We start from the raw sequence: 20231 nt of genomic DNA on the forward strand, positions 1-20231 counted from the left end.
CCCTCCTCAGGGGCGCTCGATCTGGAACACCGGATCGGCACACTCCAGGCCCTCGGCAGACAGCACCCGCTTGAGCACCTTGAACGTCTCGGTGCGCGGTAGCGCGGCGGCCACCCGGACATACGACGGCCACTGCTTGGGTCCCAGGTCGGGTTGCTCGGCCAGGAATGACCGGAATTCATCCACGTCGAACGATGCCCCCGCGGCAAGCACCAGTGCTGCCATCACTTGATCACCCACCGCGGGATCGGGTATCGGGTAAACGACCGCCTCGACGACAGCGTTGTGCCGCAGCAAGATCTGTTCGATGGGCGCGGTACCCAGGTTCTCGCCGTCCACCCGCATCCAATCCCCCAACCGGCCGGCGAAGTAGGCATACCCGGCGTCGTCGCGGTACGCCAGGTCGCCGGTGTGGTAGATCCCGCCCGCCATCCGCTGCGCTTCGGCCTCGGGATCGTTGTAGTAGCCCCGGAACTGGCCGGGTCCGCTGGTGTTCACCAGTTCGCCGACCACGCCCGGCGGGCATTCTTCGCCGGTATCGACGTCGATGATGGTGTTCCCGCCCGTCAAGGGGCCCAGTGCACCGATCGGTGTGTCCGGGGTGCGGCCGATCGCCACCCCGCCCTCGGTGGAGCCGAAACCGTCGATGACGGTGCAGTCGAACCGCTCGGCGAACCGCTCCAGATCCCGCGGCGCGCCCTCGTTGCCGTACAGGATCCGCAGCGGGTTGTCGGCGTCGTTGGGCCGCTGCGGCGTGGCCAGCACATACGACAGCGGTTTGCCGACGTAGTTGGCGTAGGTGGCGCCGAAGCGGCGAACGTCGGGAATGAACCCTGACGCCGAGAACTTTCGGCGCAATGCGATCGATGCTCCCGCCGCCAGCGCCACGGACCAACCCGCCATCACCGCGTTGGAGTGGAACAGCGGCATCGACAGGTAGCAGACATCAGCGGACGTCAGACCGAACCGCTGGGCGAGCATGAGCCCGGGGGCCGCCGCCTTCTCATGGGTGCAGCGCACCGCCTTCGGATCCCCGCTGGTGCCCGAGGTGAAGATCAGCATGAACAGGTCATCGGGTTCGGCGGCGCGGAACGTCACCGACGCATCGCCGAAGCCGGCCAATTCGTCGGCCCAGGAGGGCGACTCGACATCGATCGCGCCGGCGACCTCGGCATCGGTGCTGTTGTCGGTCAGCACCAGCTGGCAATCGGCGTGGGCCACGTCGCGCAGCAGGGCTGTCCCCCGGCGGGTGGGGTTGAGTCCCACCGGCACCAGGCCGGTCAGTGCGGCCGCCACCAACAGTGTCGAGAAGAACGGGGTATTGCCCAGCAGCACGCCGACGTGCGGCGGCTTGTCCGGATCGAGCCTGGCGTGCAGCGCGGCGCCCAACCGAGCGCCGGCCGCGATGTGGCTGCGCCAGCTGATGAAATCGTCCAGGTAGTAGACGCCGCGGTCGTCGACGTCGGCCAGCGGGGCCAGCAGCCCGGTGACGGTGGGTTTTTCGTCGATGAGAGCCGGTGCTGACATGCTGGTCACATTAGTGCTGCAATGGTGCGGTGACTGAATTCGACGCCTTCGCCGACATCGAGGCAATCAAGCAGGTCAAGTACCGCTATCTGCGAGCGCTGGACACCAAGCACTGGGACGACTTCGCCGCCACGCTGGCCGAGGACATCACCGCCGACTACGGCAAGTCGATGGGCAGCGATCACAGCTTCTCCGACCGCGACTCGCTGGTGGAGTTCATGCGGACATCGCTGCCGGGAAACTTGATCAGCGAGCACCGGGTCAACCACCCCGAGATCACCCTCACCGGCGCGGACAGTGCTACCGGCATCTGGTACCTGCAGGACCGGGTGATCATGCCCGACTTCAACCTGATGCTGATCGGCGCCGCGTTCTATCACGACACCTACCGCCGCACCGCCGACGGCTGGAAGATCAGCGCCACCGGCTACCAGCGCACCTACGACGCCACCGTGCCGTTGTCGGACCTTCCCGGGTTCAAGGTGACGTTCGGAGATGCGCTGCACCGCTGACCTAGACCGGGGTGTCGGCCAGCTCGCGACCGATCGCCAACAGCTGGCCGGTAGCGCCACCGAGCGCAAACTCGGTCTGCTTGGCGGCCAGGAAGTAGCGGTGAATCGGGTGGTCGGTGTCGATGCCGACCCCGCCATGGATGTGGACGATGCTGTGCGCCACCCGATGTCCGGCGTCCGCCGCCCAGAACGCGGCCGTGGCGACCTCGCTGGTCGCCGGCAATTCCTCGCCGACCCGCCAAGCCGCTTGGGTCAGCGTGAGCCGCAGCCCCTTGACGTCGATGTAGCCGTCGGCCAGCCGCTGGGACACGGCCTGGAAGCTGCCGATCGGCTTGTCGAACTGTTCGCGTTCGCGGGCGTATTCGGCGGTCAGGGCCAAGCCGCGCTCCAGCACCCCTAACTGGTAGGCGCTGCGGCCCAGCGCGGCCAGGGTGCTCAGGTGGTCGAGGACCTCGGCGCCGCCGACGAGACGGCCGGACTCCAGCTCGGTTCCCGACAGCTCGAGGTGGCCGACACTGCCCAGGCCGGTGGTCGCCAGCGAAGTAACCGTCACGCCGGGATCGGTGGCGGCCACCAGGAAAACTCGTGTGCCGGAATCGGTTTCGGCCGGCACCAGGAAGGCGTCGGCCACCGGGGCGAACCCGACCTGCGTGCGGGTACCGGTGAGGCGGAAGCCGGAACCGGTCGCCGCTGCCTGGACCGGACCCTCACCCATGTCGCCGTCGGTCGCAGCCGTCAGGATCTTCGCGCCGGCCACTGCCGGGGCGCCCCAGGCCTGCTGCAGCTCCGCGGAGCCGAACTTGGCCAGTGCCCCGGCCGCCAGCACCACCGACTCCAGGTAGGGCACCGCGGCCAGCTGCCGACCCAGAGCGGTCAGGATGGCCGCCTGCTCCAGCACGCCGAAGCCGCCGCCGCCCAGCGACTCGCTCGCCGCGCTGGACACCACGTCGGCCTCGACGAGCTTGCGCCACAGTTTGGTGTCGACCCGCTGCTCCAGCCCGTCCAGCTCGCGCTGGTGTTCCGGGGTGCACACCGCCTCGACGATGGTGCCGACCAGACCCGAGAGATCTTGTGCTGCTTCGGTTGTGGAGAAGTCCATAACGAGTCCTTTACCGGTTGCGGGGCAGGCCCAGGGCGACCATGCCGATGATGTCGCGCTGCACCTCGTTGGTGCCGCCGCCGAAGGTCAGGATCAAACACGCCCGGTGCATGCGTTCCACCCGGCCGCGCAGCAGCGCACCTGGGGAGTCTTGCCGCACGGTGGCGGCGGTGCCGAGCACCTCCATCAGCAACCGGTAGGCCTCGGTCGCCAGTTCGGTGCCGAACACCTTGGCCGCCGATGCGTCCGCCGGGGACGGCGAGGCGCTGTCGGATGAGGCCAGCTCCCAGTTGATCAGCTTGAGCACCTCGGCCTTGGCGAGCACCCGGGCCAGGTTGAGCTGCACCCACTGCGAGTCGATGATCCGGTTGCCGTGGCTGTCTTTGGTGTGCTGCGCCCACTCGCGGACCTCGTCGAGCGCCACGAAGATCGGCTGCGCCGACACCAGTGCGACCCGCTCGTGGTTGAGCTGGTTGGTCACCAGCTTCCAGCCCGCGTGCTCCTCACCGACCAGGTTGGACACCGGCACCCGCACGTCGGAGTAGTACGTCGCGCTGGTGTCCGGGCCGGCCATGGTGTGCACCGGCGTCCAGGAAAAGCCCTCGGCCGTGGTGGGAACAATGAGCATCGAGATGCCGCGGTGCTTCTTGGCCTCCGGGTTGGTCCGCGCCGCCAGCCACACGTAGTCGGCGTAGGCGATCAGCGACGTCCACATCTTCTGGCCGTTGATCACGTAGTCGTCGCCGTCACGTACCGCGGTGGTGCGCAGCGAGGCCAGGTCCGTTCCGGCACCCGGCTCGGAGTACCCGATCGCGAAGTGCAGCTCGCCGGCGGCGATCTTGGGCAGGAAGAACTTCTTCTGCTCCTCGGTGCCGAAGGCCATGATCGTCGGGGCGACGCTGTTGATGGTCAGGAACGGCACCGGGGCACCGGCGATCGCGGCCTCGTCGGTGAAGATCAGCTGATCCATCGCCGAGCGGGCCTGGCCGCCGTACTCAGTGGGCCAGCTCAACGTCAGCCAGCCGTCCTTGCCCATCTGGGCGACCGTTTCGCGGTAGACGTTGCCGGTCCCGTACTCGCCCTGCGTCGAACTCAGCGCCTCCCGGCGCTCCGGGGTCATCAGCGTCGTGAAATACGAGCGCAGTTCGCGACGCAGCTCTTCCTGCTCAGCGGTGTAACTGATCTGCATCGGGTCGTCCTTCGCTGGTGATCGGGCTCACGATAAAATTGTCGTCGACAGCCCGTTGTAACACGTTCTAGTCGCTAGGGTCCAGTGGCCCTACCTCGTCGTGTACGGCTGCTGTTGGATCGTATGGTGGCATTAGCGGACACTGACGGACCATGCTGGTGGCCGTCTCGGGCTTTGCAAGGAGAGCGTCATGCGAGTTGAGGTGGACCTGGATCGCTGCGAGGGCAACGCGATTTGCGTCGGAATCGACCCCGACCTGTTCGAACTGAACGACGACGAGCAGGCCGTGGTCAAGATGGCGCCGGTCCCGGCGGACCGGGAAGCCCACGCTATGCAGGCGATCGCCGAGTGCCCCCGTGCCGCGCTGCGCCGCGTTGACGACTAACCTCGGCCCGGCAGGGGACTAGAGGTATTCATAACCGCAGGCGACGAGGGCGCCGCGAGGGGACAGGAGCGGCGTACATGACTGCGAACAGCGCGATCGATCTGACCGGGAAGGTCGCCGTGGTGACCGGCGCCGCCGCCGGGTTGGGCCGGGCAGAAGCGATCGGGCTGGCCCGTTCCGGAGCCACCGTGGTTGTCAACGACATCGCGCCGGCGCTGGAATCCTCCGACGTGATCGACGAGATCGCCGCCGCCGGCGGCAAGGGGGTGCCGGTGGCGGGGGACATCAGCCAGCGCTCCACCGCCGACGAGCTGGTGAGCACCGCCGACGGCCTGGGCGGGCTGAGCATCGTCGTCAACAACGCCGGGATCACCCGCGACCGGATGTTGTTCAACATGTCCGATGACGACTTCGACGCCGTGATCGCGGTGCACCTGCGCGGGCATTTCCTGTTGACGCGCAACGCGGCCGCGTATTGGCGCCAGCGGGCCAAAGATGCTGACGCCGGAACCGTGTACGGCCGCATCATCAACACGTCCTCGGAAGCCGGGCTGATGGGTCCGGTCGGTCAGGCCAACTACGGCGCGGCCAAGGCGGGCATCACCGCCCTGACGCTGTCGGCCAGCCGGGCGCTCAGTCGCTACGGCGTGCGCGCCAACGCCATCTGCCCGCGGGCCCGTACCGCGATGACCGCCGACGTCTTCGGTGAGGCCAAGGTTGGCGACGGGGAAATCGACCCGCTGTCGCCCGAGCACGTGGTCACCCTGGTCCGGTTCCTGTCGTCGCCGGCATCGGACTCGGTCAACGGTCAGGTCTTCGTGGTGTACGGACCTGAGGTAATGCTGATGGCCGCGCCGACGGTGGAACATAAGTTCAGTGCCGACGGACAGGCCTGGGATCCGACCCGGTTGGCGGACACGCTGGCGAATTACTTCTCGGATCGCGATCCGAAGCGGACCTTCTCAGCTTCGGAGTTGATGGACGCCGATTAGAACGCGGTTAGAACGCGTTTCAGCGAGGCGTGGATCACAATTGCTTTGACCAGCATAAATAATCCGTTTCTTTTACTAAAACGTGTCCTTTGACACTCCGAACGTGTTCTAGTTACTATGAGCCGGCTCACGAGGGCCGGACGGTGAATCACGCGAACAGCGCCGGTCACGTGAGGTGGCCGGATACAGTTTTGCGACCACCGGCAGCCGGATGCCCGACCTGAGGGAAGGACGTGCCTTGATCGAACAGCTCACGGTTCCGGCTCGGGCCGTGGGCGGTTTCGTAGAGATGTCGCTGGCGACATTCCGGGCGATGTTTCGCCGGCCGTTCCAATACCGTGAGTTCCTCGACCAGACCTGGATGATCGCCCGGGTGTCGCTGGTGCCGACCCTGCTGGTCGCGATCCCCTTCACCGTGCTGGTGGCGTTCACCATCAACATCCTGCTGCGGGAGATCGGCGCCGCCGACCTGTCCGGCGCCGGGACCGCATTCGGCACCATCACCCAGCTGGGCCCGGTGGTCACCGTGCTGGTGGTGGCCGGTGCCGGCGCCACCGCGATCTGCGCGGACCTGGGCGCGCGCACCATCCGCGAAGAGATCGACGCGATGCGGGTGCTCGGCATCGACCCGATCCAGCGGCTGGTGGTACCCCGGGCGCTGGCCTCGACGTTCGTCGCGCTGCTGCTCAACGGCCTGGTGTGCGCGATCGGCCTGGTCGGGGGCTATGTATTCTCCGTCTTTCTGCAGGGCGTCAACCCGGGCGCCTTCATCAACGGGCTGACCGTGCTGACCGGGCTCGGGGAGCTGGTGATGGCCGAGATCAAGGCGCTGCTGTTCGGCACCGCCGCCGGGCTGATCGGGTGCTACCGCGGGCTGACCGCCAAGGGCGGTCCGCAGGGGGTCGGCAACGCGGTCAACGAGACCGTCGTCTACGCCTTCATCTGTCTGTTCGTCATCAACGTCGTCATGACCGCGATCAGCGTGCGGGTGCTGGTCAAATGAGTTACGACGCCACGCTGCGATTCCGGCGGCTGTTCCGGTGGGCGCCCAAGGCCTACGACAACTTCGGCGAGCAGGCCCTGTTCTACGCCGAGTCGATTCGTTACGTGCCCAACGCGCTGACCAAGTACCGCAAGGAAACGGTCCGGCTGATCGCCGAGATCACCATGGGCACCGGCGCGCTGGCGATCATCGGCGGCACGGTCGGGGTGGCCACCTTCTTGACCCTGGCCTCCGGCGGCGTGATCGCGGTGCAGGGATTCTCGTCGCTGGGCAACATCGGCATCGAGGCGTTGACCGGGTTCCTGTCGGCGTTCCTCAACGTGCGCATCGTCGCACCCGTGGTGGCTGGGATCGCGCTCGCGGCCACCATCGGTGCCGGCACCACCGCCCAGCTCGGCGCCATGCGGGTCGCCGAGGAGATCGACGCCGTCGAATCTATGGCGGTACACGCGGTGTCGTATCTGGTATCCACCCGGCTGGTGGCGGGCCTGATCGCGATCATCCCGCTGTACTCACTGTCGGTGCTGGCGGCGTTCTTCGCGGCCCGGTCCACCACGGTGTTCATCAACGCGCAGTCGCCAGGCCTTTACGACCACTACTTTGATACCTTCCTTATTCCGACCGACCTACTGTGGTCCTTCCTGCAGGCGATCATCATGTCGATCGCGGTGATGCTGGTGCACACCAACTACGGCTTCAACGCGGCCGGCGGACCCGTCGGCGTGGGTATCGCGGTGGGTCAGGCGGTGCGCACGTCGCTGGTGGTCGTGGTAGTCATTACGTTGTTCGTTTCACTCGCCGTCTACGGCGGGTCCGGTAACTTCAACCTCTCGGGATAGCAAGGACATACGGGTGGAAAACGGATCGAGGCGTACCCAGGTGCGGATTGCCGCGGCAGTCCTGGGTGCGCTCCTGGTTGCCGCCACCGTCTTCACCTATCTGTCCTATGTCTCCGTCTTCAGCTCCACCGATAAGGTCACCGTCACGTCGCCGCGGGCCGGCCTGGTGATGGAGAGGGACGCCAAGGTCAAATACCGCGGTATCCAGATCGGCAAGGTCAAGGAGATCACGTATCAGGGCCAGCAGGCCAAGCTCGCGCTGGCCATCGACAGCGCCGCGATGCGATACATCCCGTCGAACGCCGCCGTGCACATCGCCAGCAACACCATCTTCGGAGCCAAGGCGGTGGAGTTCATTCCGCCGCCGGTGCCGTCGGGTAAGGCATTGCGCAGCGGCGCCGATGTGCAGGCCTCCGACGTGCAGCTGGAAGCCAACACGCTGTTCCAGAAGTTGACCGATCTGCTGGACAAGATCGACCCGGTGCAGCTCAACGGATCTATCAGCGCGCTGGCCGAAGGATTGCGCGGCAACGGCGACAACCTGGGCGCGCTGCTGTCCGGGCTGAACGGCTACCTGGAGAAGCTCAACCCGAAACTGCCGCAGCTCCAGTCGGGTTTCGCCAAGACCGCGGTGGTCGGCAACATCTACGGCGACGCCGCCCCGGATCTGGCGACCATCTTCGACAATGTTCCGACGATCAGCAAGACGCTGGTCGACCAGCGCGACAACCTGAACAAGGCGCTGCTGGCGACCACCGGGCTGGCCAACAACGGCTACGACACGTTCGCGCCGGCCGCTGACGACTTCATCGCCGGCATCACCCGGTTCCGGGCGTTGGGCTCTCTGCTGGCCGAGTACTCGCCGGAGTTCGGCTGCCTGTTCCGGGGAATCCAAGGTGCGCTGGAGAAATTCGGTCCGTCGATCGGTGGCACCAAGCCGGCGCTCTACGTGCACTCCAGCTTCATCCCGGGCGCACCGGCCTACACCTATCCGGAGAGCCTGCCGGTGGCCAACGCGACCGGTGGCCCCAACTGTCGTGGCCTGCCGGACATTCCGAGCAAGCAGTACGGCGGCTCCTGGTTCCGGTCGCCGTTCCTGGTCACCGACAGCGCCTACATCCCGTTTCAGCCGAACACCGAGGTGCAGTTCGACGCGCCGTCGACCGCGCAGTTCCTGTTCAACGGGGCCTTTGCCGAACGGGACGAGTACTGATGAGCACCCGCAGCACGCTGATCAAGGTCTCCATCTTCACGCTCGCCATGCTGCTGGTGTCGGCCGGGCTGGTGGTGGTGTTCGGCGAGTTCCGGTTCGCGTCCAACCACACGTACCACGCCAATTTCGCCAGTGCCTCCCGGCTCAAGGGCGGCGAGGATGTGCGGATCGCCGGAATCCCGGTCGGCACGGTGAAACGCGTCGAGCTGGCCGGCGACAACAGCGTCAACGTCACTTTCGACGTCAACAAGCGTTACCAGATCTACGACTCGACCCGCGCGCTGATCCGTTACGAGAACCTGGTCGGCGACCGGTACCTGGAGATCGCCTCCGGCGCCGGCGATCTGCGCAAACTACCGCCCGGCGGCACCATCGCGCGGAAGAACACCCAGCCGGCGCTGGACCTGGACGCGCTGCTGGGCGGGATGCGCCCGGTGCTCAAGGGTCTGGACGGCAACAAGATCAATGAGGTCAGCAACGCGATCATCGAGTTGTTGCAGGGCCAGGGCGGCGCGCTGACGCAGATGCTTTCCAGCACCAACTCGTTCACCACCACACTGGCCTCCCGCGACCAGCTGATCGGCGACGTGATCAACAACTTGAACACGGTGCTGTCCACCGTCGATGACAAGCGGGAGCAGTTCGACGCCACCGTCGACCGGCTGCAGCAGCTGATCACCGGATTGGCAGAGGGCAAGGACGCGATCGCCGGGGCGATCGGACCGCTGGCGTCGGTGGAGACCGACCTGACCGACACACTGCGCCGCACCCGCCGGCCGCTGCAGGGCGTGATCGAGAACGCCCGGCCGCTGGCCACCGTGCTGGATAAGCGCAAACAGGAACTCAACGACGTCATCGACCCGCTGGAGGAGAACTACCTGCGGCTCAATGCGCTCGGCGCCTACGGCTCGTTCTTCAACATCAACTACTGCACGGTCTCCCTGAAGTTGAACGGGCCGGCGGGCAGCGACATCATTCTGCCGATGGGCGGCCAGAATGACACCAGCAAGGGGAGGTGCTCTCCTGTCAAAAATTGACCGCGTAAACCCGGTTCGCACCGGCACATTGGGCATCGCACTGGTGGCATGCGTGCTCTTGGTCTCCTTCGGATACACCAGCCTGCCGTTCTGGCCGCAGGGCAAGGTTTACCAAGGCTATTTCGCCGACGCCGGCGGCATCATTCCCGGCAACGACGTGACGGTGTCCGGTATCCGGGTGGGCAAGGTGACCAAGGTGGTGCTGGCCGGAGCCAGCGCGAAAGTGAGTTTCTCCGTCGACCGCAACATCCGGGTGGGCGACCAGTCGCTGGCCGCGATCCGCACCGACACCGTGCTGGGCGAGAAGGCACTGTCGATCACGCCCGCCGGCGCCGGTTCGGTCACCGAGATTCCACTGGACCGCACCCGTGCCCCGTACACCCTCAACAACGCGCTGCAGGACCTCGGCGGCAACGCCCGGGATCTGGACAAGCCGCGATTCGAGGAAGCGTTGCAGGTGCTCACCGATTCGATGCGCGAGGCGACGCCGCAGTTGCGCGGGGCGCTGGACGGGGTTGCCGCCCTGTCGCGCAGCATTAACCGCCGCGATGAAGCGCTGGGCCAGTTGCTGACCCACGCCAAGTCGGTCACCGGAGTACTCAACCAGCGTGCCGAGCAGGTCAACCAGCTGGTGCTCGACGGCAACCAACTTTTCGCAGCGCTGGACGAACGCCGTCAAGCGATCGGTGCGCTGATCGGCGGTATCGACGATGTGTCGCAGCAGCTTTCCGGCTTCGTCGCCGACAATAAGGCCGAAATCGGCCCGACCCTGAACAAACTCAACCTGGTGATGGACAACCTGATCGAACGCAAGGACCGGATCGCCGGGGCGATGGAGCGGCTGCCCGGATACGCCACCACGCTCGGTGAGGTGGTGGCCTCGGGTCCGGGCTTCCAGATCAACCTCTACGGCATGCCGCCGCCCACCATGTCGGAGGTGCTGCTCGACATGTACTTCCAGCCCGGCAAGCTACCGGACAGCCTGGCCGACTACCTGCGCGGGATGATCTCCGAGCGCACCGTGATAAAGCCGAAGTCGCCATGACGCGACCGTCATTGCGGATTCTGCTCGCCGGGGCGCTGGCCGCGCTGCTGGCCGCCGGTGTGTACCTGGTGCTGCCGGCGCAGCGCGGCTACCGGATCACCGGTTACTTCGCCTCGGCGGTGGGCCTGTACCCGGGCGACGACGTTCGGGTGGTCGGGGTACCGGTCGGCCGGATCGAGTCCATCGAGCCGCGCGCGGAGAACGTCAAGATCACCATGTCGGTGAACAGGGACGTGCCGTTGCCGGCCGACGTGCACGCGGTGCTGATGGCGCCCAACATCGTCTCGGCGCGGGTCATTCAACTGGCTCCGGCCTACACCGGCGGCGAGCGGCTTGCCGACGGCGCGGTGCTCGGCGAAGACCGCACCGCGGTCCCGGTCGAATGGGACGAGGTCAAGAAGGAACTGACGCAGCTCAGTGCGCAACTGGCGCCCGAGCAGGGCAAACTCAACGGCGCGCTGAGCGCGGTCGTCAACCAGGCCGCTGACACCTTCGACGGCAACGGGGACTCGTTCCGCAGCGCACTGCGGGAGCTGTCGGCGACCACAGGACGGCTCGGTGACTCGCGCACGGATCTGTTCGGCACCGTCAAGAACCTGCAGGTGCTGGTCGACGCACTGTCCGGCAGCAACGAGCAGATCGTGCAGTTCACCGATCATGCCGCGGCCGTCTCGGCGGTGCTCGCAGACAGCTCGGTCGACCTGGATGTCACGCTGGGCACCCTCAACCAGGCGCTGCGCGACGTGCGCGGATTCCTGCACGACAACAACGACGCGTTGATCGCGCAGGTCAACAAGCTCTCGGAGTTCAGCAAGCTGCTCAGCGACCAGAGTGAGAACTTCGAGCAGGTGCTGCACATCACCCCGCACGGCCTGGTCAACTTCTACCAGATCTACAACCCCGCGCAGGGCACCCTGAGCGGTCTGCTGTCGCTGCCCGACTTCGCCAACCCGGTGCAGTTCATCTGCGGCGGAATCTTCGACGTCGGCTCGGTGCCGGACAACTTCAAGCGGGCCGAGATCTGCAAGGAGCGGATGGGGCCGGTGATGCGGCGCTGGTCGATGAACTTCGTGCCGTTCCTGTTCCATCCGATCAACTCGATCACCGCCTACAAGGGCCAGATCATCTACGACACCCCGGAGACCGAAGCCAAGGCGCAGACACCGGTGCCCTACCTGAAGTGGATGCCTGCACCGGGTGTCACGCCGCCGAGCACCGATGACGTCGCCGCGCTGTTCCTGCCGCCGTCGGAGCCGGGACAGCTGGGCCAGGCACCCGGTCCGCACGGCCCGCAGCGGCCCGGGGCCGGCGCACCACGGGAGGGCGGATGAGGGTGAAATCTCTTGCCTGCGTTCTGGGGGCCGGAGCGCTGGTGCTGTCCGGCTGCCAGTTCGGTGGGCTGAACTCGCTGAACATGCCGGGCACCGCGGGCCACGGCCGAGGGTCCTACAACATCACGGTGCAACTACCGGACGTGACCACGCTGCCGCAGAACTCGCCGGTGATGGTCGACGACGTCACCGTGGGCAGCGTCTCCGGTCTGGAAGCCGTGCAGCAACCGGACGGCAGCTTTTTTGCGGCGGTCAAACTGTCGCTGGACGGCAATGTTCAGCTTCCGGCCAATGCCACCGCGAAAGTCGCCCAGACCTCGCTGCTGGGATCCCAGCACATCGAACTTTCCGCACCCCACGACGAGGCCCCGACCGGCCGACTCGCTCCCGGCGACCAGATCCCGCTCAGCCGCACCGGGCGCTACCCCAGCACCGAAGAGGTGCTGTCCTCACTGGGCGTGGTGGTGAACCAGGGCAATCTCGGCGCGCTGCAGGACATCACCGAGGAGGCCTACGCGGCGGTCGCCGGGCGGGCCGGCACCTTCGCCGGACTGCTGCCCCGGCTCGCCGAGCTGACGGCATCGCTGGACCGCCAGGCCCATGACATCATCGCCGCCGCCGAGGGGCTCAACCGGATCGGCGTTACCCTGGCCCGCAGTGCCCCCAGCCTCGCGCGGGCCCTGGAGACCATGCCGGGTGCGCTGCAGGTGCTCAACGACAACCGCGCCAACATCGTGGATGCGTTCGGAGCGCTGCAGCGGTTGGCGACCGTCGGGTCACGGATCATGACGGAGACCAAAGAGGACTTCGCCGCCGACATCAAGGACCTCTACCCGGTCATCAAGGCGTTCGCCGACAACGCCAACGAGTTGGTAACGGCGTTCCCGTTCATTCCGACCTTCCCGTTCCCGTCGATGTATCTGCGCAACGCGGTGCGCGGCGACTTCCTGAACGTCTACGTCACCTTCGACATGACGCTGCGGCGATTCGGCGAAACCGTGTTCACCACCGGCGCGTTCGACCCGAACATGCCGCACATGCACGACGTGCTCAATCCGCCCGACTTCTTGATCGGTGAAATGGCGAACCTGTCCGGGCAGGCGGCCGACCCGTTCAAGATCCCGCCCGGCACGGCTGTCCGATATGAGGAATGACCTGCGATGCTGACCCGCCTCGTCCGAATCCAACTCGGGATCTTCGCCGTGGTCACCGTGCTGGCCGTCGGCGCGATCTCGATCCTGTACCTGCACCTGCCCAGCCGGATGGGGATCGGAACCTACAAGGTGACCGCCGATTTCATCGCCGGCGGCGGAATCTACCAGAGCGCCAACGTGACCTACCGCGGCGTGACGGTGGGCCGGGTGGAAGACGTCCGTCTCACCGACCATGGGATCGACGCCCAGATGCGGCTCAACAGCAGCACCAAGGTCCCGGGCAACGTCACCGCAACCGTCAAGAGCATGTCTGCGATCGGGGAGCAGTACATCGACCTGGTTCCACCGGAAGGAGCCGCGGCCGCCGGGGCGCTGCACAACGGCGCGCGGATCGGCCAGGACCGCACCGCGATAGGCCAGGACATCGCTGGGATGCTCGACCAGGCCCAGACACTGGTCAACAGCGTCGCCAACAGCCGCCTTCGCGACCTGCTGCGCAACACCTTCGAGGGCTTCAACGGTTCCGGGCAGGAGCTGGCCCGGATGATCGCGTCGTCGCGGCAGCTGATCGATGAAGCCAACACCAATTTCGCGGCGACCGAGGGCCTGATCGATCAGTTCGAACCGTTCCTGGATGCCCAGATCCGCAGCGGCGACGACATCAAGACGCTGGCCCGATCGTTGGCGGTGGTCACCACCGAGGTGCGCAATGCCGATCCGCAACTCCGCGAGGTGCTGCAGGTCCTGCCGAGTGTCGCCGACGAGGCGAACACCACCTTCAGCGGGATCCGGGCCTCGTTCCCGACCTTGGCGGCCAGCATTGCCAACTTCGGCCGGGTCGGGGTGATCTACCGCAACTCGATCGAGCAGGCGCTGGTGGTGTTCCCCGCACTGATGGCGGCGCTGATGACGGTTGCCGGTGGCGTCCCGATGGAAGAGGGCGTCAAGCTGGACTTCAAGATCGACATGCACGACCCGCCGCCGTGCACGGTGGGGTTCCTGCCGTTCACCGAGATGCGCACGCCCGCTGATGAGACAGTGCGTGAATTGCCCAAGGAGCTGTACTGCAAAGCGGCCCAGAACGATTCGGTCGCGGTCCGCGGGGCGCGCAACTACCCGTGCATGGAGTATCCCGGCAAGCGGGCGCCGACCATTCAGCTCTGCCGTGACCCGAAGGGTTTCGTCCCGATCGGCAGCAATGCGTGGCGGGGTCCGCCGGTGCCGTACGACACGCCGATCACCGACCCGCGGATGATCACGCCGATGAACAAATTCCCGTACATCCCACCGAGTTCGGACTACGACCCCGGCCCGCCGGTGGTCGCGCTGCCTCCCGGTGTGCCGGCCGGTCCCGGTCCGGCGCCCAATCCGCCGTACCCGCTGCCCTACCCGCCGAACGAACTCGGCCCGAATCCGCCGGCACCGTGGCCGTACTACGCCCCGCCGGACCAGAACCTGCCGACCGGCCCCGGCGGCAACGGCGGCCTGCCGCCCTACGGACGGGACCCCGCGCCGGGACCGGCCCCCGGGCCCGCTCCCGGACCATTGCCGGCCGAGGCGCAGGCCAACGGGGTCGCCTACAGCAGCTATGACCAACGCACCGGGAAGTTCGTCGACCCGGCGGGCGGCACCGGAGTGTTCGTCTCGGGGGCCGACAAATGGCTGCCGGCCGAGAACTGGGCCGACCTGATGCTCGAGCCGAGGCAGACGTGACCGGTCCCGAGGAGGCCAGAGCTCGTCGCCGGGCCTCGCGGGCCGCCGGACCGGCCGGTGACGCCGCCGAGGTCGCCACGACCGTCGTTCCGACCCCGGGTCGGGCCGCCGTGCGGGCGGTCCGCCCGGTCGGCCCACCGCCGCGGCGACAGCCCAACGCGCGTCAGGCCGCTGTCGTTGCGGCAGCGGCCGCCCTGGTGGCGAGCGTCGTGCTGGGCGGTCTGGTCGGCGTGCTGCTGCTGCAACACCGGCACGCCACCGCGGCCGAGAGTCGTGACCAGCGCTTCGTCGACACCGCGGTCCAGACCGTGCTGAACATGTACACCTACACGCCCGACACCATCAACGAGCAGGTGGACCGCTTCGTGGCCGGCACCAGCGGACCGCTGCGCGACACCATGGCCGGCAACGCGGACAACCTCAAGGCGCTGCTGCGAGAGACCAAGCACAGCTCGGAGGCGGTCATCAACGCCGCAGCCCTTGAGGATCGCGATGAAGTGGCCGGCAACGCCTCGGTCCTGGTCGCGATGCGCGCGACCGCCACGGATGCCGACGGCGTCAACAAGCCGTCGCAGCCCTACGCGCTGCGGATCATCGTGCACGAAGACGATGCCGGCAACATGACCGCCTACGACCTCAAATGGCCGGACGGCAGTCGATGAACCGGCGATGGTCGGCCCTGGTGGCTCTGCTGGTGGTCCTGCTCGGAGTGTTCGTCGGTCTGGGCGCCACCGCCGGCTCGCTGTACTGGAGCCGGGTCGCGACGCGGGGGCAGGAGTTGGCCCGCACCGAGTTGGCCAAGCTGACCGCCGACGAGATCCCCAAGGTGCTCGGCTACGACTACACCACCGTGGAACGCAGCCTGACCGAAACCTATCCGATGTTCACCGACGACTACCGGCGTGAGTTCGAGGCCCGGGCCGTCAACGAGATCATCCCGCAGGCCCGGGAGAAGCAGCTGGTGAACCAGGTTGACGTCGTCGGCGTGGGACCGCTGGACGCGAAGCGGACCACCGGTTCGGTGCTGGTGTTCGTCAACCGCACCGTCACGGGCAAGTCCAAGGAGAAGTTCTACGAGGGCAGTCGGCTGCGGGTCGACTTCCGCAAGGTCGACAGCAAGTGGCTGATCAGCAACATCGCGCCGATCTAGCTGAGAGGATTGCGCCATGAGGAAGCTCATTCGCGGTCTGGCCGCGTTCGGCATCGCGGTGGCGGCGAGCGCCGGGCTGGCCGTCGAGGCCGCCGCGGACGACGATGCCTTGCCGGAAGGCACCCTGGAGGGCATCTACACCTACAACGGCGCCGGCACCACGGCGACGTGGAAGATTTACCCGCTGTGCGTGCCCACCGTGGGCGACGGCCGGGTGCCGCTGAATCTGGCGATCGGTTGCCGGCTGCAGGTCGAAAGCAACGGCCCGCCGGGGCAGGCCGGCTCCTACCGGCTGTCCAACGGCCTGTGGTCCTACCACACGCCGCTGCTGGCCGGTACCCGATGCCCGGACGGCAGCACCGCCGGCAGCGAAGAGATGTACCAGTTCGACACGTCGCTGCGCGGCACCTACACCCAGTCACACAATGCGGTCTGCGGCTGGCAGCCCGGGCTCGAAAAGCACCCGTTCACCCTGACGTTCGTGTCGCCGCTGCCCAACCCGGTGGTCCGCTACCCGCTGACCTGTCAGGACAACCCGATTCACCTGTGCAGCTGAGCTAGTCGGCCGTTTCGGCGAGCGAGTCCAGGAAGGATCGGGCCCAGCGGTCGACGTCGTGGGTCAGCACCTGGCGGCGCAGCGCACGCATACGCCGGCGGCCGTCTTCGGGGTTCTGGTTGATCGCCGCCTCGATGGCATCCTTGACGCCCTCCAGGTCGTGCGGGTTGACCAAGTAGGATTGCTTCAATTCTGCTGCCGCACCAGTGAATTCACTCAAGACGAGGGCGCCGCCCAGGTCGCTGCGGCAAGCCACGTACTCCTTGGCGACCAGATTCATCCCGTCGCGCAGCGGGGTTACCAGCATGACGTCACTGGCCACGAAGAACGCGATCAACTCGTCGCGGGGGACCGGGCGGTGCAGGTAGTGCACCACCGGGTGACCGACCTCGCTGTACTCGCCGTTGATGTGACCGACCTGGCGTTCGATGTCCTCGCGCAGGATCTGGTAACTCTCCACCCTTTCCCGGCTGGGTGTCGCCAGCTGCACCAGCACGGTGTCGTCGCGCTTGGCGCGGCCCTCGGCGAGCAGCTCGTTGAACGCCTTGAGCCGGACGTCGATCCCCTTGGTGTAGTCCAGCCGGTCCACGCCGAGCAGGATCTTGCGCGGATGACCCAATTCGGCCCGGATCTCCTTGGCGCGCCGCCGGATTCCCCGCTCACGCGCCTTGTGGTCGAGCTCGCCGGAGTCGATCGAGATCGGAAAGGCGCCAACACGCACGGTTCGGTCAGGCAGACTCACCTCGCCGAACCTGCCGCGAACCCCCACCGCGCCGCGCGAGGTGGCCGCGCCGGTCAGGTTGCGGGACAGGAACAGGAAGTTCTGCGCGCCGCCGGGCAGGTGGAAACCGACGAGGTCGGCGCCGAGTAGGCCGTCGACGATCTCTCTGCGCCACGGCAGCTGCATGAACAGCTCCACCGGTGGGAACGGGATGTGCAGGAAGAATCCGATGGTCAGGTCCGGACGCAGACTTCGCAGCATCTTGGGCACCAGCTGCAACTGATAGTCCTGGACCCACACCGTCGCGCCCGGTCCGGCGGCCTCCGACGTGGCCTCGGCGAACCGGCGGTTGACGTCGACGTAGCGCTCCCACCACTGCCGGTGGTAGATCGGCTTGACGATCACGTCGTGGTACAAGGGCCACAGTGTCGCGTTGGAGAATCCCTCGTAGTAGTCGGCGATATCGGTGGCGCTCAGTGCTACCGGATGCAGTCGCAGGTCCTCGATATCGATCGGCTCCGCGGGCCCGTCCGGAGTGCCGGGCCAACCCACCCAGGCGCCGTGGCGCTTGCGCAACAGCGGCTCGAGCGCGGTGACCAACCCGCCGGGGCTGCGCTTGTACGCCGTCGTGCCGTCGGGCAGTACGTCGATGTCGATCGGCAGCCGGTTGGCCACCACCACGAAGTCGGCCTGGCCCCCCGACCCCGGCACCGCTAGGCCCCGGGCTTCTCGGTATTCGCCGGACCGATCCCCAGCATGGACAGGAAGACCCGGCACTCGTCGGCGTCCTCAGCGTAGGCGGCTACGACTCGCCGCGCTTGGCGTGCGGTGCTGTCGGCCAGCGGTTCCACGTCGTCGATCTCGGCGGGTTCGGATTTAGCAGGCATGCCGTCGACTCTAGCGAAGTGCGCCGTAACCTGTGAGGCGGACGACAACGAGGGCGGAGGTCCAGTGGCGACATCGGAGACCACATCAGAGCAGGTCGGCGATCTCGTCGACTACGAAATCCTCGACGACGGCCGCATCGCCCGGATCTGGCTGAACCGTCCGGAGACCCACAACGCGCAGAACCGCACCCTGCTGGTGCAGCTCGACGAAGCGTTCGCCCGGGCCGAGGCCGACGACGCCGTGCGGGTGGTGATACTGGCGGCGCGCGGTGAGAATTTCTCCGCCGGCCACGACCTGGGCTCGGAGGCGGCGGTGGCCGAGCGCCGGGCCGGGCCGGGCCAGCACCCGAGTTTCCGGAGCCACGGCGGCACCCGGGAACCGGTCGTCGAGAAAACCTACCTGCAGGAGTGGCACTACTACTTCTCGAACACCTGCCGTTGGCGGGAGCTGCGCAAGATCACCATCGCGCAGGTGCAGGGCAACGCCATCTCCGCCGGGTTGATGTTGATCTGGGCGTGCGATCTGATCGTCGCCGCCGACAACGCCCGGTTCTCCGACGTGGTGGGGGTGCGTCTGGGCATGCCGGGCGTCGAGTACTACGCCCACCCGTGGGAGTTCGGCCCGCGCAAGGCCAAGGAACTGCTGCTGACCGGGGACTCGCTGGATGCCGACGAGGCCTACCGGCTGGGAATGGTCTCCAAGGTGTTCGGTGTCGAGGAACTGGCGGACAAGACACTGGAGTTCGCCCGCCGCATCGCGCAGCTTCCGACCATGGCCGCGCTGTTGATCAAGGACTCGGTCAACGCCGCCGCCGACGCCATGGGCTTTTCCGAGGCGCTGCGCCACGGGTTCCATATCCATCAACTCGGCCACGCGCACTGGTCGGCGCATAACGACAACAAGTTTCCGGTCGCGCTGCCGCCGGAGGTACCCGACTGGCGCACCGCCAAGGCCACTGACGTGGCCCGTCGCGACCAGCCGTAGCCACAGCTCCGGCCAGCATGGTTCCATGGGTAGAACATGTTCCAGTTTTGGTGTGAGGGGTCGGTGTGACACTTTCGTCGCGGATTTCGTTCGACGGCCGCAGTTACCTGATCACCGGTGGCGGTAGCGGTATCGGTAAGGCGGTGGCGGCCGCGCTGTCCGCCGCCGGGGCCGATGTGCTGATCGTCGGCCGTAATGCCGAGCGGCTGGCCGCGGTGGCCGACGAGATCGGGGTACGCCACCAGGCGACCGACGTCACCGACGAGGACAGCGTGATCGCAGCCGTCGACGCCGCCGTGAGCGGAAGCGGTCGGCTGCACGGGGTGGTGCACTGCGCCGGCGGTTCGGAGACCATCGGTCCGATCACCCAGATCGACTCGGAGGCGTGGCGGCGCACTGTTGACCTCAACATCAACGGCGCCATGTACGTGCTCAAACACGCCGGGCGGGCGCTGGTGCGTGGCGGCGGCGGCTCCTTCGTCGGGATCTCCTCGATCGCGGCCAGCAACACCCACCGCTGGTTCGGCGCCTACGGTCCCACCAAGTCGGCGCTGGACCATTTGATGCAGCTGGCCGCCGACGAACTGGGTGCCTCGTGGGTGCGGGTCAACAGCATCCGCCCCGGCCTGACCCGCACCGACCTGGTGTCGGTGGTCCTCGATACCCCGGCACTGGCCGAGGACTACCGGGTCAGCACCCCGCTGCCGCGGGTCGGTGAGGTAGAAGATGTCGCCGACTTGGCGCTGTTCCTGCTCAGCGACGCTGCCGGCTACATCACCGGCCAGGTCATCAACGTCGACGGCGGGCAGATGCTGCGCCGCGGCCCGGACTTCACGGCGATGCTGGAGCCGGCGTTCGGCGCCGACGGCCTGCGCGGCGTGGTCGGCGAATAG

The 20231-nt window shown here is 67.0% G+C and carries 20 protein-coding genes and 1 pseudogene; 16 read left to right on the top strand and 5 right to left on the bottom strand.

Annotation, left to right across the window (positions count from 1 at the left end):
* Window positions 1–6 precede the first annotated feature (6 nt).
* On the bottom strand, window positions 7–1527 hold the full coding sequence (fadD17, locus tag ACAG20_RS09495) for a long-chain-fatty-acid--CoA ligase FadD17 (RefSeq protein ID WP_083037637.1): 1521 nt from the start codon (window positions 1525–1527) through the stop codon (window positions 7–9).
* A gap of 29 nt (window positions 1528–1556) precedes the next feature.
* On the opposite strand from fadD17, the gene ACAG20_RS09500 reads away from it, so the two are divergent.
* Window positions 1557–2039: a nuclear transport factor 2 family protein gene (locus ACAG20_RS09500; RefSeq protein WP_083037505.1), complete on the top strand. Its 483-nt coding sequence runs from the start codon at window positions 1557–1559 to the stop codon at window positions 2037–2039.
* 1 nt (window position 2040) lies between these two features.
* Here the strand turns inward: ACAG20_RS09500 and ACAG20_RS09505 are convergent, their stop codons facing one another.
* Together ACAG20_RS09505 and ACAG20_RS09510 are read right to left on the bottom strand one after the other, a co-directional pair.
* A complete protein-coding gene (locus ACAG20_RS09505) occupies window positions 2041–3138 on the bottom strand; it encodes an acyl-CoA dehydrogenase family protein (RefSeq protein WP_083037506.1) in 1098 nt (365 codons plus the stop codon).
* A gap of 10 nt (window positions 3139–3148) precedes the next feature.
* Window positions 3149–4327: an acyl-CoA dehydrogenase family protein gene (locus ACAG20_RS09510; protein ID WP_083037507.1), complete on the bottom strand. Its 1179-nt coding sequence runs from the start codon at window positions 4325–4327 to the stop codon at window positions 3149–3151.
* A gap of 190 nt (window positions 4328–4517) precedes the next feature.
* On the opposite strand from ACAG20_RS09510, the gene ACAG20_RS09515 reads away from it, so the two are divergent.
* From ACAG20_RS09515 to ACAG20_RS09575, 13 genes and pseudogenes are all read left to right on the top strand, one after another.
* Window positions 4518–4712, top strand: coding sequence for a ferredoxin (locus ACAG20_RS09515; protein ID WP_083037508.1), 195 nt, complete (start codon window positions 4518–4520; stop codon window positions 4710–4712).
* A gap of 77 nt (window positions 4713–4789) precedes the next feature.
* On the top strand, window positions 4790–5704 hold the full coding sequence (locus tag ACAG20_RS09520; RefSeq protein ID WP_083037509.1) for a 3-oxoacyl-ACP reductase: 915 nt from the start codon (window positions 4790–4792) through the stop codon (window positions 5702–5704).
* Window positions 5705–5942: 238 nt separating this feature from the next.
* Window positions 5943–6707 carry an ABC transporter permease gene (locus ACAG20_RS09525; RefSeq protein WP_083037638.1) on the top strand — a complete coding sequence of 255 codons (765 nt, stop codon included), beginning with the start codon at window positions 5943–5945 and terminating at the stop codon, window positions 6705–6707.
* The gene (locus ACAG20_RS09530) at window positions 6704–7546 is read left to right on the top strand and encodes an ABC transporter permease (RefSeq protein ID WP_083037510.1); all 843 of its coding nucleotides are present in this window, start codon (window positions 6704–6706) and stop codon (window positions 7544–7546) included. The genes ACAG20_RS09525 and ACAG20_RS09530 overlap by 4 nt, the downstream gene beginning before the upstream one ends.
* A 13-nt stretch (window positions 7547–7559) precedes the next feature.
* Window positions 7560–8759 (top strand): MCE family protein, encoded by a 1200-nt coding sequence (locus ACAG20_RS09535; protein ID WP_205277428.1) that lies wholly within the window; start codon window positions 7560–7562, stop codon window positions 8757–8759.
* Window positions 8759–9694: pseudogene (locus tag ACAG20_RS09540) on the top strand (MCE family protein); the annotation flags it as partial. The gene ACAG20_RS09535 and the pseudogene ACAG20_RS09540, both read left to right, overlap by 1 nt.
* A gap of 61 nt (window positions 9695–9755) precedes the next feature.
* Entirely contained in the window at window positions 9756–10841 is a 1086-nt protein-coding gene (locus tag ACAG20_RS09545; protein ID WP_019735975.1) for a virulence factor Mce family protein, read from the top strand.
* Window positions 10838–12172, top strand: coding sequence for an MCE family protein (locus ACAG20_RS09550; RefSeq protein WP_019735974.1), 1335 nt, complete (start codon window positions 10838–10840; stop codon window positions 12170–12172). The genes ACAG20_RS09545 and ACAG20_RS09550 overlap by 4 nt, the downstream gene beginning before the upstream one ends.
* Window positions 12169–13326 carry an MCE family protein gene (locus ACAG20_RS09555; protein ID WP_083037511.1) on the top strand — a complete coding sequence of 386 codons (1158 nt, stop codon included), beginning with the start codon at window positions 12169–12171 and terminating at the stop codon, window positions 13324–13326. Before ACAG20_RS09550 ends, ACAG20_RS09555 begins: the two co-directional genes overlap by 4 nt.
* 6 nt (window positions 13327–13332) lie before the next feature.
* Entirely contained in the window at window positions 13333–15039 is a 1707-nt protein-coding gene (locus ACAG20_RS09560) for an MCE family protein (protein WP_083037512.1), read from the top strand.
* Window positions 15036–15701 (top strand): mammalian cell entry protein, encoded by a 666-nt coding sequence (locus ACAG20_RS09565; protein WP_083037513.1) that lies wholly within the window; start codon window positions 15036–15038, stop codon window positions 15699–15701. The genes ACAG20_RS09560 and ACAG20_RS09565 overlap by 4 nt, the downstream gene beginning before the upstream one ends.
* Window positions 15680–16189: a mammalian cell entry protein gene (locus ACAG20_RS09570; RefSeq protein ID WP_083037514.1), complete on the top strand. Its 510-nt coding sequence runs from the start codon at window positions 15680–15682 to the stop codon at window positions 16187–16189. Before ACAG20_RS09565 ends, ACAG20_RS09570 begins: the two co-directional genes overlap by 22 nt.
* 16 nt (window positions 16190–16205) lie before the next feature.
* Window positions 16206–16745: a hypothetical protein gene (locus ACAG20_RS09575; protein WP_083037515.1), complete on the top strand. Its 540-nt coding sequence runs from the start codon at window positions 16206–16208 to the stop codon at window positions 16743–16745.
* A gap of 1 nt (window position 16746) precedes the next feature.
* Here the strand turns inward: ACAG20_RS09575 and ACAG20_RS09580 are convergent, their stop codons facing one another.
* Both ACAG20_RS09580 and ACAG20_RS09585 read right to left on the bottom strand, forming a co-directional pair.
* Window positions 16747–18177, bottom strand: a complete 1431-nt coding sequence (locus tag ACAG20_RS09580; RefSeq protein ID WP_083037516.1) for a trehalose-6-phosphate synthase — start codon at window positions 18175–18177, stop codon at window positions 16747–16749.
* Between the two features lie 2 nt (window positions 18178–18179).
* Window positions 18180–18353, bottom strand: coding sequence for a hypothetical protein (locus ACAG20_RS09585; RefSeq protein WP_165757185.1), 174 nt, complete (start codon window positions 18351–18353; stop codon window positions 18180–18182).
* Between the two features lie 64 nt (window positions 18354–18417).
* On the opposite strand from ACAG20_RS09585, the gene ACAG20_RS09590 reads away from it, so the two are divergent.
* Together ACAG20_RS09590 and ACAG20_RS09595 are read left to right on the top strand one after the other, a co-directional pair.
* Window positions 18418–19338, top strand: coding sequence for an enoyl-CoA hydratase (locus ACAG20_RS09590; RefSeq protein ID WP_083037517.1), 921 nt, complete (start codon window positions 18418–18420; stop codon window positions 19336–19338).
* 65 nt (window positions 19339–19403) lie between these two features.
* Complete coding sequence (locus ACAG20_RS09595; RefSeq protein ID WP_083037518.1) at window positions 19404–20231, top strand: SDR family oxidoreductase; 828 nt, start codon at window positions 19404–19406, stop codon at window positions 20229–20231.

Origin of the sequence: Mycobacterium sp. pW045 (assembly GCF_041287085.1) — a bacterium.
GTDB lineage: Bacteria > Actinomycetota > Actinomycetes > Mycobacteriales > Mycobacteriaceae > Mycobacterium > Mycobacterium algericum_A.

Coding starts and splice junctions, on each gene's coding strand:
- fadD17 (WP_083037637.1), bottom strand. CDS start 1,527: ATGTCAGCACCGGCTCTCATCGACGAAAAACCCACCGTCACCGGGCTG.
- ACAG20_RS09505 (WP_083037506.1), bottom strand. CDS start 3,138: ATGGACTTCTCCACAACCGAAGCAGCACAAGATCTCTCGGGTCTGGTC.
- ACAG20_RS09510 (WP_083037507.1), bottom strand. CDS start 4,327: ATGCAGATCAGTTACACCGCTGAGCAGGAAGAGCTGCGTCGCGAACTG.
- ACAG20_RS09515 (WP_083037508.1), top strand. CDS start 4,518: ATGCGAGTTGAGGTGGACCTGGATCGCTGCGAGGGCAACGCGATTTGC.
- ACAG20_RS09520 (WP_083037509.1), top strand. CDS start 4,790: ATGACTGCGAACAGCGCGATCGATCTGACCGGGAAGGTCGCCGTGGTG.
- ACAG20_RS09530 (WP_083037510.1), top strand. CDS start 6,704: ATGAGTTACGACGCCACGCTGCGATTCCGGCGGCTGTTCCGGTGGGCG.
- ACAG20_RS09545 (WP_019735975.1), top strand. CDS start 9,756: ATGACACCAGCAAGGGGAGGTGCTCTCCTGTCAAAAATTGACCGCGTA.
- ACAG20_RS09550 (WP_019735974.1), top strand. CDS start 10,838: ATGACGCGACCGTCATTGCGGATTCTGCTCGCCGGGGCGCTGGCCGCG.
- ACAG20_RS09555 (WP_083037511.1), top strand. CDS start 12,169: ATGAGGGTGAAATCTCTTGCCTGCGTTCTGGGGGCCGGAGCGCTGGTG.
- ACAG20_RS09560 (WP_083037512.1), top strand. CDS start 13,333: ATGCTGACCCGCCTCGTCCGAATCCAACTCGGGATCTTCGCCGTGGTC.
- ACAG20_RS09570 (WP_083037514.1), top strand. CDS start 15,680: ATGGCCGGACGGCAGTCGATGAACCGGCGATGGTCGGCCCTGGTGGCT.
- ACAG20_RS09575 (WP_083037515.1), top strand. CDS start 16,206: ATGAGGAAGCTCATTCGCGGTCTGGCCGCGTTCGGCATCGCGGTGGCG.
- ACAG20_RS09585 (WP_165757185.1), bottom strand. CDS start 18,353: ATGCCTGCTAAATCCGAACCCGCCGAGATCGACGACGTGGAACCGCTG.